This window comes from Paraburkholderia sp. BR10882 (genome assembly GCF_040948855.1).
Classification (GTDB): domain Bacteria; phylum Pseudomonadota; class Gammaproteobacteria; order Burkholderiales; family Burkholderiaceae; genus Paraburkholderia; species Paraburkholderia nodosa_A.
On the sequence record NZ_JBFPKP010000001.1, the window covers coordinates 345218 to 357977 of the forward strand.

A 12760-nucleotide genomic window follows, 5' to 3' on the forward strand; every position below is an offset into this window, starting at 1 on the left:
AGTGAGGGTCAGGCGTCTTGCGTCGTGACGACACGCGCAAGAATGCGCAGATCGCTGCCGAGACGATCGACGGAATGAAAGGCGAGGCGCGTGCGCTCGTCGAGCGTTGCGGGCGCAGCGATGTCGATCATGCCGAGCGCATTCGTGCCGAGCAGCGACGGCGCCACGTACACGAGCAGTTCGTCCACGCAGCCTTCGCGCAGCAGCGAACCGTTGAGCTTGTAGCCCGCTTCCACGTGCAGTTCGTTCACGCCGCGCGCAGCGAGCTCCGTGAGCATGGCCGGCAGATCGACCTTGCCCTGCTCGTTGCCTAGCGCGACGATCTCGGCGCCGCGCACGCGCAACGCTTCGGCGCGCTCTTCGTTGCTCGCGTCGAGCGCCGAGCAGAACACGAGCGTGGGCGCGCCCACGAAAATCTGCGCGAGCGGCGAGGCGTCGAGGCGGCTGTCGATCAGCACGCGTTTGGGCTGGCGCGGGGTGTCGACGGCGCGCACGGTCATGCGCGGGTCGTCTTCCTTCACCGTGCCGATGCCCGTGAGGATGGCCGAGGCGCGCGCGCGCCAGGCGTGGCCGTCGGCGCGCGCGGCTTCGCCCGTGATCCACTGGCTTTCGCCCGAGGGCAGGCCGGTGCGGCCGTCGAGCGATGCAGCCACCTTCATGCGCACCCACGGACGCTTGCGCGTCATGCGCGAAACGAAGCCGATGTTCAGTTCGCGCGCCTCGTTGGCCAGCAGCCCGCAACGCACGTCGATGCCCGCGTCGCGCAGGATGGAAAGCCCGCGCCCCGACACGAGCGGGTTCGGGTCTTCCATCGCTGCAATCACGCGCGCGACCTTCGCTTCGATCAGCGCGTTCGCGCAGGGCGGCGTGCGGCCGAAGTGGCTGCACGGCTCGAGCGTCACATACGCGGTCGCGCCGCGCAGGTCGTGCCCGCGCGCGCGGGCGTCCTTCATCGCCTGGATTTCGGCGTGGTCCTGGCCGGCCGGCTGCGTAAAGCCTTCGCCGATCACCACGCCGTCCTTCACCAGCACGCAGCCGACGCGCGGGTTCGGGTCGGTCGTGTACAGGCCGCGGTGGGCGAGCGCGAGCGCACGCTCCATGTGGACGAAATCGGATTGCGAAAACATCGTCGGGCTTTCTCCCGGGCGGCGGTCAGATGGGGCCGGCGAGGCGCGCGCCGCGCCGGCGGTCGTTGGCGTGATGCCTTATTGCGTGACGTTTTCCGCCGCGGCTTCCGCTGCAAACGCGCTGCGCGCCGCGGCGATGGTCGCGTCGAGGATCGCGTCGTCGTGGGCGCTCGAGACAAAACCCGCCTCGTAGGCCGACGGCGCGAAGTAGACGCCCGCGTCCAGCATGCGGTGGAAGAAGCGGTTGAAGCGCGCGATGTCGCTCTTCGTGACCTCGGCGAAGCTACCCGGGACGTTGTCGGCGAAATAGAGGCCGAACATGCCGCCCACCGAATCCGCCACGAACGGCACCTTCGTTTCGCGCGCCGCGGCCGACAGCCCCTTCGCGAGACGTTCGGTCTTCGCGGTGAGCTGCTCGTAGAAGCCGGGCGCCTGGATGAGCTGCAGCGTTTTCAGGCCCGCCGCGACCGCGATCGGATTGCCCGAGAGCGTGCCTGCCTGATAGACCGAGCCGTTGGGCGCGAGATGATCCATGATTTCGCGACGGCCGCCGAAGGCCGCCGCCGGCATGCCGCCGCCGATCACCTTGCCGAGGCACACCATGTCGGCCTCGACGCCGTAGAGCGCCTGCGCGCCGCGCAGGCCGACGCGGAAACCGCACATCACTTCGTCGAAGATCAGCACGCTGCCGTGCTTCGCCGTGAGGCTGCGCAGTGCGCCGATGAACTCGGGCGTGGCCTTCACGAGGTTCATGTTGCCCGCGACCGGTTCGACGATCACGGCGGCGATCTCGTCGCCGAACGCCTTGAACGCTTCTTCGAGCGCCGCGACGTTGTTGTATTCGAGCACGGTGGTGTGCTTCGCGATGTCCACCGGCACGCCCGCCGACGTCGGGTTGCCGAACGTGAGCAGCCCCGAGCCGGCCTTCACGAGCAGGCTGTCGGCGTGGCCGTGGTAGCAGCCTTCGAACTTCACGATGCGGTCGCGCTTCGTGAAGCCGCGCGCGAGACGCAGCGCGCTCATGGTCGCCTCGGTGCCGCTCGACACCATGCGCACCTGCTCCATCGACGGGACGATCTTGCAGATTTCTTCGGCGATCTCGATCTCGGCCTCGGTGGGCGCGCCAAACGAGAAGCCATTCGCGAGCACGCGGTGCACCGCTTCGAGCACTTCCGGATGCACGTGGCCGACGATCATCGGGCCCCACGAGCCGATGTAGTCGATATAGCGCTTGCCTTCGGCGTCCCAGAAGTACGGCCCTTGCGCACGCTCGATGAAGCGCGGCGTGCCGCCGACCGAGCGGAACGCGCGCACGGGCGAATTCACGCCCCCCGGAATGGTGCGCTGGGCGCGTTCGAAGAGGGCTTCGTTGCGGTTCTGCGTGCTGGACTGGGTGTTGGACATGAGTGCTGGACCTGCGAAAGTGGTGTGGCGCGCGGCGCTGACGAAACGGGCCGGCGTACGGACCCATGCGGCGCCGCAGGGGCGCGGGCGATGGGGCTGTTCTCTTGAAATTGTACCGGAGTCGCGCGGATCGGGCCGGCCCGTCCGGTCGGTCTGGGCGGTCCCCGGCGCGCCCCGGGTCAGCGCGCTGACGGCCCCTTTTTTCCTGCTACTTTCTGCCTTTGCGGGCTGGCGGCGCGAGGTGCGGCGCCGTGTCGCGCAGATTGTCGTGCCATGCCTGCATGGCCGCGACGGCCGGCGCCGGCATGGGCCGCCGCCCGGTCAGTTCGGCCCAGCGTTTTTCCAGCGCGCCTTCGGCCGCCGGCTTGATGACGGTGCCCGAACTCTGTGCGTCCCAGGTCTGGATCGAAAACGGGTGCACGCGCAAGTCGTCGCGCGCGATGACGACATCCTCGCCCGCGTCGACGAGCCAGTCGTAGACGAAGTCGATACACAGCCGGTAGCCGCGCTTGTACGCGGCGTCCGGCACTTCGTAGGGTGCACGCGTGACGTAGCCGGAACCGAAGAGCCCGCGCGGCTCGGCAGCCACACGATGCAGGAACACCCGGTCTCCCGGCAGGATGCCGCGTGCGAAGCCGCATCCCCAGGTGTCGGCGACGGCTTCCCCGGCGCGCACACGGAGCGCGAAGTCGGGCAGTTCGGGCCAGGGCCACTTCTTGGGGCTCCAGATGAGCAGGAAGGCGGTCATGTCGGCAACGCGGCAAGTTGAGCGAAAGCGGGCAGCTTAGCGCAAAGCCGCGCCGCCGCCGCATGTAGGGCGGCAGATGGCGGGCAAGGGGTGTCAGGTACAATTCGGCGGCACTCCGTTGCTGTTTTTGTCCGCTTTCGTCCGCTCCTGCAGCGACGGATGAATCGGCCCTTGACATCGAGACCGCGCGAGCCGCGCGAGTTTCGCCGCCACACACACCATGTCCCATTCCCCGCGCCGCCGGCCCGATGGCCGGCTGATCCTGTTGCTCGGCGCACTCGCCGCCTGCGGCCCGCTCGCCACCGACATGTATCTGCCGAGCCTGCCCGCCATCGCGCAGTCGTTCGGCGTGAGCGCTGCCGCTGCGGCCTCGACGCTCACGAGCTTCATGGCCGGCTTTTCGATCGGCATGCTGCTCTACGGCCCGGTTTCCGACGCTTACGGCCGCCGCCCCGTGCTGCTCGGCGGCATCGCGCTCTTCACGGTGGCCAGCATTGCCTGCTGGCTCTCGTTCTCGGTGGGCGAGCTCGTGATCGTGCGCTTTCTGCAGGCGCTCGGCGCGGGCGCGGCCTCGGTGCTCTCGCGGGCCATCGCGCGCGACGCCCACGAGCCATCGGACGCTGCCAAAGTCCTCTCGATGGTCGCGATCGTCACGGCGATCGGGCCGCTGCTCGCACCGCTGATCGGCGGACAGTTGCTGCTGATCGGCGGCTGGCGCGTGGTGTTCGTTGCGCTCACGCTGTTCGGCCTCGCGTGCGCCGTGGCGGCCTATCTGCGCGTACCGGAAACCTGGCCGCCGGAAAAGCGCGAAAGCGCGGCCGTGCTGCGCTCGTTCGCGGCGTATGGGCGCTTGCTGCGCGATCCGCTCGTCTGGGGGCACATGCTCTGCGGCGGCATGGCGTTCGCCGCGATGTTCACCTATATCTCGGCCACGCCGTTCGTCTATATCGAGTACTTCCACGTTTCGCCGCAGCACTACGGCTTCTTCTTCGGCGCGAACGTGTTCGGCATCATGCTCGGCAACTTCCTCAACACGCGCTTCATCGGGCGGCTCGGCACCCTGCGCATGGTGTCGATCGCTTCGGGCGTGAGCATCGTCGCGTCGCTCTTCGTCGCGCTCATGTGCGTGACGGGCTGGGGCGGCCTGTGGTCGATCGTGTTTGGCCTGTTCTTCGTGGTGAGCGTGGTGGGGCTGCTCGGTGCGAACTGCGCGACCGATCTCATGTACCGCTATCCGAAGAACGCGGGCGCGGCGGCGGCGGTATTCGGCGCGACGCAGCTCGCGCTCGGCGCGCTCGCGAGCGCCGTCGTCGGCTGGTTCCCGGGCATCTCGCCGTTCGGCATGGGCGTGACGATCGGCGTATGCGGTCTGCTCACGTGGGTGGGGCGCGCGCTCGTCGTGAAGTGGCACGGCACGCCGGCGCCGGACGCGGTGCGAACGGCAACGCCGTGAGCCGTACGTCGATCTGACGTGCAAAATAAAAAATGGGACGCCGAAGCGTCCCATTTTTTCATCGCTCGAATGAGTCGATGAATGAGCCGACCTCAGTCGCGCGCCGTGGGCGAAGCACCGTGGCTCAGCCAGTCGAGCACGGCCGATGCATCGTCGTCGGCATGCTCGCGCACCTTTTCGACGGCGTTGCCGAGGTCCGCATCGGGTGAAGCACGGCGAATCGCGACGCCCACCGCGAGGATGTCGATCATCAGCAGATGCAGGATGCGCGAGATCATCGAAAGCTGCGATTCGCGCATCTCGATGTGATCGGTTTCGAGCGCCACGGTCGCGCGCTTGGCGAGCGGCGTGTTGCTCGACGTGATCGCGATCACCTTCGCGCCCGCCTGCATGGCGACGTCGAGCACGCGCAGCAGTTCCGGCGCGCGGCCCGACTTCGACACGGCCACGATCACGTCGCCCTTGCCGAGCAGCGCGGCGGAAGCGGCCTGCATGTACAGGTCGCCATAGGCGATGGTCGGGATGCCGAAGCGGAAGAACTTGTAGTGCGCGTCCTGCGCGACGATATGCGAGTTGCCGAGGCCGTAGAACTCGATGCGGCGCGCGCCGTTGAGGAGCGTGATCGCATTCTCGACCTGCTCGAAGTTCAGGTGCTCGCGCAGTTGCAGGATCGCCGAGACGGTATTGTCGAGCACTTTCGCGCCGAAGTCGGTGGCGGTGTCGCCCAGATGCACCTGGCTGTGGCTCACCGGAATCGTGCCCGTGAGGCCCGTGGCGAGCTTGAGCTTGAAGTCCGAGAGGCCCTGGCAGCCCAGCGAGCGGCAGAAGCGGATGACCGTGGGCTGGCTCACGTCGGCCTTGCGCGCGATATCGACGATCGGATCGTTGATGATCGAGCGCGGATGGTTGAGCGCGAGGTCGGCCACGCGGCGCTCGGCGGGCGTGAGCGCGTCGCGCATCTGGCGAATGCGTTCGAACACGGCCGACGAGCCGCCGCCCGCGCGATTGGACAGCTGCTCCGCGAGAATCGCCGACACGCCGAGGAACGCCGGATACTCCGCCGTGATCACGTAGGTGGGGACGTTCGAGAGATAGGTGTCGAAACGGCCCTTCGCTTCGAAGCGCTGGCGGAACGACGAGCGCGTGAAGAGGTCGCCCAGGCGCGGCACCACGCCGCCGCCGATATAGATGCCGCCGAGCGAGCCGAGCGTCATCGCGATGTTGCCCGCGAAGCTGCCGAGAATGCCGCAGAAGCATTCGACGGTCTCGAGCGCGAGCGCGTCGCCGTCGTGCGCGCGCTGCACGACTTCAGCCGTGCCGAGATCGGCAGGCAGTTTCTTCTTGTCGCGTGCGGCGAGCGCACGGTAGATGAGCTCGAGGCCGGGCCCCGCGCACACGCGCTCGAACGACACATGCGGCCACTTCTTGCGCGCGAACTGCAGTACGATGTCTTCGCGCTCGTCCTGCGGCGAGAAGCTTGCGTGGCCGCCTTCGCTGCCGAGCGCGATCCAGCGGTCGTCGGCGGGAATCAGGCCCGAGACGCCGAGACCCGTGCCCGGCCCGAGCAGGCCGATCACGCTGTTCTGGCGGCGCTGGCCGCCGCCTACCTGCACGCGCTGCGAGTCGGTCAGGCCGGGCAGCGCCATGGCGAGCGCGGTGAAGTCGTTGACGACCAGCAGCGTGTCGAAGCCGAGCGAGCGACGCGTCGCTTCGATCGAGAAGGTCCAGTCGTGATTGGTCATGCGCACCTGGTCGCCGTCGACCGGATTCGCAATCGCGATGGCCGCATGATTCACGCGGCCGATCTTGTTGTCCTTCAGGTATTGCTGGATTACTTCCGCGACGCCGGGATACTGTGCGCACGGATACACGCGCACCTGGCCGATTTCGCCCGGACCCGTTTCCAGCGCGAAGCGCGCGTTGGTTCCGCCGATGTCGGCGAGCAGCCTCGGACCGTCGGCGTGCTGGCCTGCGCCAGGGGCGTTTTTATTAGGCGCACCAGTAGACATCGAGTCTCACTCCCTTGTCGTTCGCCAGCTTCGAGATGGCGTTGTTTTGTTCGGCCGCGGCGGCCTGTTGCAGCACTTCGAGCTTGCGCTGTCCCGCGATCAGCAGGAACAGCCGATCGACCTGGCGCAGCGCCTGCATCGACCACGAGACGCGCGCATGGGGCGCTGCCTGCGGATGCACGGCCACGAACGGGCGCGCCGTGGTGATCGCTTGGTGCCATTCGGGGGCGTCGGCGAAGATCGAGGCCGTGTGGCCGTCCTCGCCCATGCCGAGTACGGCGACGTTCGGCAGCTTGCGGGCAGGGTCGGCGTTGAGCGCGGCGACACGCGCGTCGAGGTCTTGCGCCACGTCGACGAGCGGCAGGAAGTGCGCGTGCGCCGCTTCGTGCGTCAGCAGCGTCTCGCGCGCGAGGCGCGCGTTGCTCGCGGAGTCGGTGTCCGGCACCCAGCGGTCGTCGACGAGCGTGACGTCGATGTGCGCCCAGTCGAAACGGTGCGTCGAAAGGGCCTCGAGGAAGGGGCGCGGGCTCGTGCCGCCGGAGACGGCAAGCGTTGCACGGCGCGCGGCAGTACCGGGCGCCGCCTGCTGAGCGGCGAGCGACGCATGTAGCGCGTCGCCCACGGCTCGCGCCAGCGCGTCGGATTGGACGCGCGGGTCGTCGAATACGTGAAGCTCGATCACTTCTCCTCCATGCTGCTTTTTTGTAGGTCTACGGGGTAGTTCATCTGTCCGGTCCGGCGTCGCGCTCGCTGTGCGCGCCGCCATGCAATCCCATCAATTCTCTTCTTCGAGCCAGCAGGTGCCGTGCTGCGCAAGCATCGCGCTCGCGGCCGCCGGTCCCCATGTGCCGGCCGCATACGGCTTGGGCGCGCGGGGCGTTGCCGCCCACTCGTTGAGGATCGGCTCGACCCACGTCCACGCCGCTTCCTGCTCGTCGCGCCGCACGAACAACGCGAGGCGACCGTTGATCACGTCGAGCAGCAGGCGCTGGTAGGCCTCCATCTGGCCTTCGCGGAAGAACTGGTCGAACGCGAGATCCAGATGCACGCTCGCGAGATTCATGCCTTCGCCGGGCTGCTTCGCGAGGCAGTAGAGGCGGATGTTCTCGTTCGGTTGCAGGCGGATCACGAGGCGGTTCGCGCCGGGGCGCAGCGCCGGTGCGCCGAGCGCCGAATGCGGCACCGGACGGAAGTTCACGACGATCTCGGCCACGCGGTCGGCAAGACGCTTGCCGGTGCGCAGGAAGAAGGGCACGCCCGCCCAGCGCCAGTTTTCGATCTCCACCTTGAGCGCGACGAAGGTTTCCGTGTGGCTTTCGGGTTTCACGCCATGCTCGGTCGCATAGCCCGGCACCGCCTGGCCGCGGATCACGCCCGCATGGTACTGCCCGCGCACGGCGACCTTGCTGATGTCGAGCGGGTTGATCGGCTTGAGCGCGCGCAGCACGCGAAGCTTTTCGTCACGCACCGAATCCGAATCCATCGAATGCGGCGGCTCCATGGCGACGATCGAAAGCAACTGCAACAGGTGATTTTGCACCATGTCGCGCAGCGCGCCAGTGTTGTCATAAAAGTCGCCGCGCGCTTCGACGCCCAGTTCTTCGGCAATCGTGATCTGGATGCTCTCGACCCATTCGCGGCGCCACAGCGGCTCGAAGAGCGCGTTGCCGAAACGCAGCGCGAGCAGGTTCTGCACCGGCTCCTTGCCGAGGTAGTGGTCGATCCGGTAGATCTGGCCTTCGGCGAAGATCTCGCCCACGGCGTCGTTGATCGCGTTGGACGACTTGAGGTCGTAGCCGAGCGGCTTTTCCAGCACGATGCGCGAATTCTCGTTCAGCCCCACGGCGGCAAGCGCGCGGCAGATCGGCACGAACAGCGACGGGCCCGTCGCCAGATAGAACACACGAATGCCGGGCAGCGACGCGATGCCGTCGCGCAAGTGAGTAAAGTCCTCGGCGCGCGAGAGGTCGAGCTTCACATAGACGATGCGTTCGAGGAAGCTGGCCCACGCGTTGTCGTCGAAGCCGCCGTTCTTCTTCACGTGCGGCTTGACGTGCTCGTCGACCCACTGGATGTACGCTGCACGATCCTCTTCGTGGCGCGCGACGCCCACGATCTTGCCGGCCTGGGCGAGCATGCCTGAACGGTGCGCTTCATACAGGGCGGGGAGGATCTTGCGCATCGACAGGTCGCCGGTGGCGCCGAAGAGCACGAACGTGAAACCTGAATCGATCGGGGTTTGCATGAGTCTCGGTCAGAGTCCTGGGGGCCGCTGCAGGGTACAACGGGTGCCCGTCTGTGTGGGCGATCGGGCGGCCGTAGTCCGATAAAATTTTTTTTGACACTGAATTGTAGTTTAACTACAATCCAAATCAAGAGGTAACGTTCATTCGATGAAAAAAGCGTGGAACGCAGCCAGCTAGGCGGTTTGCGCGGTTTCGCGAGCGGACGGAATGCCCCCTCATGTTAACGGAGAACCACGCGGGACTCAGCCCGGCTTGCCAGCGAGCCGTGCGCCCGGTTCCCCGCCGTGCGGAGGCTTCAAGGCCGCGTGACGCAAGCGGCGCCTCGGCCGGTCGGGTGACCGGTGAAAATCAAAAGAGGAGACAGTCAAGTTGCATTCCGAACCACTCATCTCTTGAGCGTCCTGCGGCCGGTAACCGGCACGCGGCCCGCGCGCATCTAATGAAAAGCACGCGCGCGCGGCACTCCGGCGCCCGTCCGTCCAGTGTTTTGCCTGTTTTGCCTGTTTGACCAACCACCGCACCCTGGTGATCAGGGGCCAATCGTTTTTTGTTCAGGTGTCTGGAGGAGATAAGCAATGAAATTCCGCGCGATCATGGGCGCCCTGTGCGCAGCAGGTCTGTTGGGTGGCGTCGCCACGGCGCAAGCGGCCGAGTCCCTCGAAGTGCTGCACTGGTGGACTTCGGGCGGCGAGTCGAAGGCCGTCGGCGTGCTCAAGGACGACATGACGAAGCAGGGCTATGTGTGGAAGGACTTCGCGGTCGCCGGTGGCGCGGGCGCGGCGGCCATGACCGCACTGAAGACCCAGGTGATCTCGGGCAACGCACCGACGGCCGCCCAGATCAAGGGTCCGCTGATCCAGGAATGGGCTGAGCAGGGCGTGCTGGTGAACGTCGACTCCGTCGCCGGCGACTGGAAGGCGAATCTGCCGCCGCAGATCGACAAGATCATGCACGCCGACGGCCACTACGTGGCAGCGCCGTTCTCGGTGCACCGCGTGAACTGGGTGTGGATCAACAAGGCAGCGCTCGACAAGGTGGGCGGCAAGGCGCCGACCACGTGGCCGGAATTCTTCGCGCTGGCCGACAAGATGAAGGCCGCGGGCATCCAGGCGGTCGCCGCCGGTGGTCAGCCGTGGCAGGACCTGACGCTGTGGGAAGACGTGGTCCTCTCGCAGGGCGCGGACTTCTACAAGAAGGCACTCGTCGACCTCGACCAGAAGACCCTCACGTCGCAGCAGATGGTCGGCGTGTTCGACACGGTCCGCAAGATCGAGTCGTACATGGATAACGGCCGCACGGGCCGCGACTGGAACCTCGCCACGGCCATGGTCATCAACGGCAAGGCCGGCATGCAGTTCATGGGCGACTGGGCCAAGGGCGAGTTCGCGAACGCGAACAAGCAGCCGGATACGGACTACGTTTGCGCAGCCGTGCCGGGCACGGCAAAGGCCTACACTTTTAACGTCGACTCGTTCGTGTTCTTCCAGCAGAAGGGCCAGAAGGAGGCAACGCCTGGCCAGCTCGCCCTCGCGAAGACGATCATGAGCCCGGGCTTCCAGGAGCAGTTCAGCCTGTACAAGGGTTCGATTCCGGTTCGTCTCGGCGTGGACATGAGCAAGTTCGACGCATGCGCGAAGAAGTCGTACGCGGATGAGCAGGTCGCGATCAAGGCCGGCGGCTATGTGCCGTCGCTCGCTCACGGCATGGCTCAGCCGGACGCAACGGCCGGTGCGATCACCGACGTCGTGACGAAGTTCATGAACTCGAACCAGGATTCGAAGAGCGCGGTCGAAGCGCTCGCGAAGGCTGCGAAGACGAAGTGAGCGTAGCAGGTTAGTGCTGTAAGACGGGGGGCGCCATACGTGGCGCGCCCCGGGCATGACGGTTCACTCTCTGAACCCCATCATCGTGCGAAAGCGGTTTTCGCACCGTACCAGGAGTTGCGCAGTGACTGCTTCTCTTAGCGGCAACGGCAAGGCGGCCACGCCTGCTACCCGCCGCGCGTCGCCCATGGCGGCGCTCGCAGACCGCTGGATCCCGAAGCTGGTGCTTTCGCCCAGCATTCTGATCAGCCTCGTATTCGTCTACGGCTTCATTCTCATTACCGGGTATCTGTCGCTCTCGACCTCGCGACTGATGCCGCGCTATGAATTCGCGGGTCTCGACCGCTATCGCGAGCTGTTCGCGAACGACGTCTGGTGGACGTCGGCGCAGAACCTCGGATGGTTCGGCATCCCGTTCATCGCGATCTGCGTAGGGCTCGGGCTGTTCCTCGCGATCCTGCTCGACCAGCAGATTCGTCAGGAAGGCGCGCTGCGCGCGGTGTTCCTCTATCCGATGGCGCTCTCGTACATCGTGACGGGCACGGCATGGCAGTGGATCTTCAATCCGGACCTCGGCATTCAGCAGGTGATGCACAGCATCGGCTGGACGAGCTTCCACATCGACTGGCTCAACGACCCGGACAAGGCCATTTTCTGTATCGTGGTCGCCGCCGTGTGGCAATCCACGGGCTTTTGCATGGCGCTGTTCCTCGCCGGTCTGCGCGGTGTCGATAGCGAGATCTTCAAGGCGGCCCAGGTGGACGGCGCGACGCTGCCCACGATCTACCGCAAGATCGTGATTCCGAGCATGCGTCCGGTGTTTTTCTCCGTGCTGCTGATCCTGTGCCACATCACGATCAAGACGTTCGACCTCGTCGTCGCCTTGACGGCCGGTGGTCCGGGCACGTCGTCGTCGCTGCCGGCCATCTTCATGTACACGTTTTCGTTCAACCGCGGGCAGCTCGGCGTCGGCGCAGCTTCGTCGATGATGATGCTCGCCACGGTCGTGGCCGTGCTCGTGCCGCTCATGTATCTGGAATCGAGGAGCACGCGCAATGCAGCCTAAGATGAACGTGAGCCGCGTGGTCATCTATGCGGCGCTGATCCTGTTCGCGTTGTACTTCCTGTTCCCGCTCTACGTGATGCTGTCGACGTCGTTCAAGTCGCTCGACCAGATTCACACGGGCACCATGCTCTCGCTGCCCACGAGCCCGACCTTCGCGCCGTGGGTCAAGGCGTGGAGCGAAGCGTGTACCGGCGTGCGCTGTGACGGCATGCAGCCGTTCTTCATGAACTCGGTGAAGATGGTGATTCCGGCCGTGCTGATCTCGTCGATCATCGGCGCGTTCAACGGCTACGTGCTCACGCACTGGCGCTTTCGCGGCGCGGACGCGCTCTTCACGATGCTGCTGGTGGGCTGCTTCATCCCGTTCCAGGCCATCCTGTTGCCGATGGCGCGTCTCGAAGGCTTCCTCGGCCTGTCGAACACGATCGGCGGTCTGGTGCTGGTGCACGTCGTGTACGGCATTGCGTTCACCACGATGTTCTTCCGCAACTTCTACGTGAGCGTGCCCGCTGAACTCGTGAAGGCCGCGCGCATCGACGGCGCCGGTTTCTTCATGATCTTCACGCGCATCATGCTGCCGATCTCGCTGCCCATCTTCATGGTGTGCCTGATCTGGCAATTCACGCAGATCTGGAATGACTTCCTGTTCGGTATCGTGTTCTCGGGCGTCGATTCGATGCCGATCACGGTGGCGCTGAACAATCTCGTGAACACGTCCACGGGCGTGAAGGAATACAACGTCGACATGGCCGGCGCGATCATCGCCGCGCTGCCCACGCTGCTCGTCTACGTAATCGCCGGCCGCTACTTCGTGCGTGGCCTCACGGCGGGCGCGGTGAAGGGCTAACTGCGCGACAGAACGCGCATTCGATTAAAGGATTCAT

10 protein-coding genes are annotated in these 12760 nt (G+C 66.0%); 4 read left to right on the forward strand and 6 right to left on the reverse strand.

Annotation, left to right across the window (positions count from 1 at the left end; all coding sequences use genetic code 11):
• Positions 1-8: 8 nt before the first annotated feature.
• The 3 genes from ribD to AB3X99_RS01590 form a co-directional block, all read right to left on the reverse strand.
• A complete protein-coding gene (ribD, locus tag AB3X99_RS01580) occupies positions 9-1127 on the reverse strand; it encodes a bifunctional diaminohydroxyphosphoribosylaminopyrimidine deaminase/5-amino-6-(5-phosphoribosylamino)uracil reductase RibD (RefSeq protein WP_342948524.1) in 1119 nt (372 codons plus the stop codon).
• A 78-nt stretch (positions 1128-1205) separates the two neighbouring features.
• A complete protein-coding gene (gene hemL, locus AB3X99_RS01585) occupies positions 1206-2531 on the reverse strand; it encodes a glutamate-1-semialdehyde 2,1-aminomutase (RefSeq protein ID WP_368615968.1) in 1326 nt (441 codons plus the stop codon).
• 208 nt (positions 2532-2739) lie between these two features.
• Positions 2740-3279 (reverse strand): hypothetical protein, encoded by a 540-nt coding sequence (locus AB3X99_RS01590; RefSeq protein WP_368615969.1) that lies wholly within the window; start codon positions 3277-3279, stop codon positions 2740-2742.
• A 220-nt stretch (positions 3280-3499) separates the two neighbouring features.
• On the opposite strand from AB3X99_RS01590, the gene AB3X99_RS01595 reads away from it, so the two are divergent.
• A complete protein-coding gene (locus AB3X99_RS01595; RefSeq protein ID WP_368604003.1) occupies positions 3500-4732 on the forward strand; it encodes a Bcr/CflA family multidrug efflux MFS transporter in 1233 nt (410 codons plus the stop codon).
• Between the two features lie 92 nt (positions 4733-4824).
• On the opposite strand, the gene AB3X99_RS01600 is transcribed toward AB3X99_RS01595, so the two are convergent.
• The 3 genes from AB3X99_RS01600 to zwf all read right to left on the reverse strand — a co-directional run bounded on the left by AB3X99_RS01600 (position 4825) and on the right by zwf (position 8986).
• Positions 4825-6741 carry a bifunctional transcriptional regulator/glucokinase gene (locus AB3X99_RS01600; protein WP_342948527.1) on the reverse strand — a complete coding sequence of 639 codons (1917 nt, stop codon included), beginning with the start codon at positions 6739-6741 and terminating at the stop codon, positions 4825-4827.
• Positions 6722-7423, reverse strand: a complete 702-nt coding sequence (gene pgl, locus AB3X99_RS01605) for a 6-phosphogluconolactonase (protein WP_368615970.1) — start codon at positions 7421-7423, stop codon at positions 6722-6724. The genes AB3X99_RS01600 and pgl overlap by 20 nt, the downstream gene beginning before the upstream one ends.
• 93 nt (positions 7424-7516) lie before the next feature.
• Positions 7517-8986 (reverse strand): glucose-6-phosphate dehydrogenase, encoded by a 1470-nt coding sequence (zwf, locus tag AB3X99_RS01610; RefSeq protein ID WP_069262718.1) that lies wholly within the window; start codon positions 8984-8986, stop codon positions 7517-7519.
• 576 nt (positions 8987-9562) lie between these two features.
• Between zwf and AB3X99_RS01615 the strand changes: the two genes are divergently transcribed.
• The 3 genes from AB3X99_RS01615 (at position 9563) to AB3X99_RS01625 (ending at position 12723) form a co-directional block, all read left to right on the forward strand.
• Positions 9563-10810, forward strand: coding sequence for an ABC transporter substrate-binding protein (locus AB3X99_RS01615; RefSeq protein ID WP_069262717.1), 1248 nt, complete (start codon positions 9563-9565; stop codon positions 10808-10810).
• A 124-nt stretch (positions 10811-10934) separates the two neighbouring features.
• Entirely contained in the window at positions 10935-11876 is a 942-nt protein-coding gene (locus AB3X99_RS01620) for a carbohydrate ABC transporter permease (protein WP_069262716.1), read from the forward strand.
• Positions 11866-12723 (forward strand): carbohydrate ABC transporter permease, encoded by an 858-nt coding sequence (locus AB3X99_RS01625; RefSeq protein WP_368615971.1) that lies wholly within the window; start codon positions 11866-11868, stop codon positions 12721-12723. The genes AB3X99_RS01620 and AB3X99_RS01625 overlap by 11 nt, the downstream gene beginning before the upstream one ends.
• The last annotated feature ends 37 nt before the right edge of the window (positions 12724-12760 follow it).

Excerpts from the sequence above, each read along its gene's own strand:
- ribD (WP_342948524.1), bottom strand. The coding sequence starts at position 1,127 with ATGTTTTCGCAATCCGATTTCGTCCACATGGAGCGTGCGCTCGCGCTC.
- hemL (WP_368615968.1), bottom strand. The coding sequence starts at position 2,531 with ATGTCCAACACCCAGTCCAGCACGCAGAACCGCAACGAAGCCCTCTTC.
- AB3X99_RS01590 (WP_368615969.1), bottom strand. The coding sequence starts at position 3,279 with ATGACCGCCTTCCTGCTCATCTGGAGCCCCAAGAAGTGGCCCTGGCCC.
- AB3X99_RS01595 (WP_368604003.1), top strand. The coding sequence starts at position 3,500 with ATGTCCCATTCCCCGCGCCGCCGGCCCGATGGCCGGCTGATCCTGTTG.
- AB3X99_RS01600 (WP_342948527.1), bottom strand. The coding sequence starts at position 6,741 with ATGTCTACTGGTGCGCCTAATAAAAACGCCCCTGGCGCAGGCCAGCAC.
- zwf (WP_069262718.1), bottom strand. The coding sequence starts at position 8,986 with ATGCAAACCCCGATCGATTCAGGTTTCACGTTCGTGCTCTTCGGCGCC.
- AB3X99_RS01615 (WP_069262717.1), top strand. The coding sequence starts at position 9,563 with ATGAAATTCCGCGCGATCATGGGCGCCCTGTGCGCAGCAGGTCTGTTG.
- AB3X99_RS01625 (WP_368615971.1), top strand. The coding sequence starts at position 11,866 with ATGCAGCCTAAGATGAACGTGAGCCGCGTGGTCATCTATGCGGCGCTG.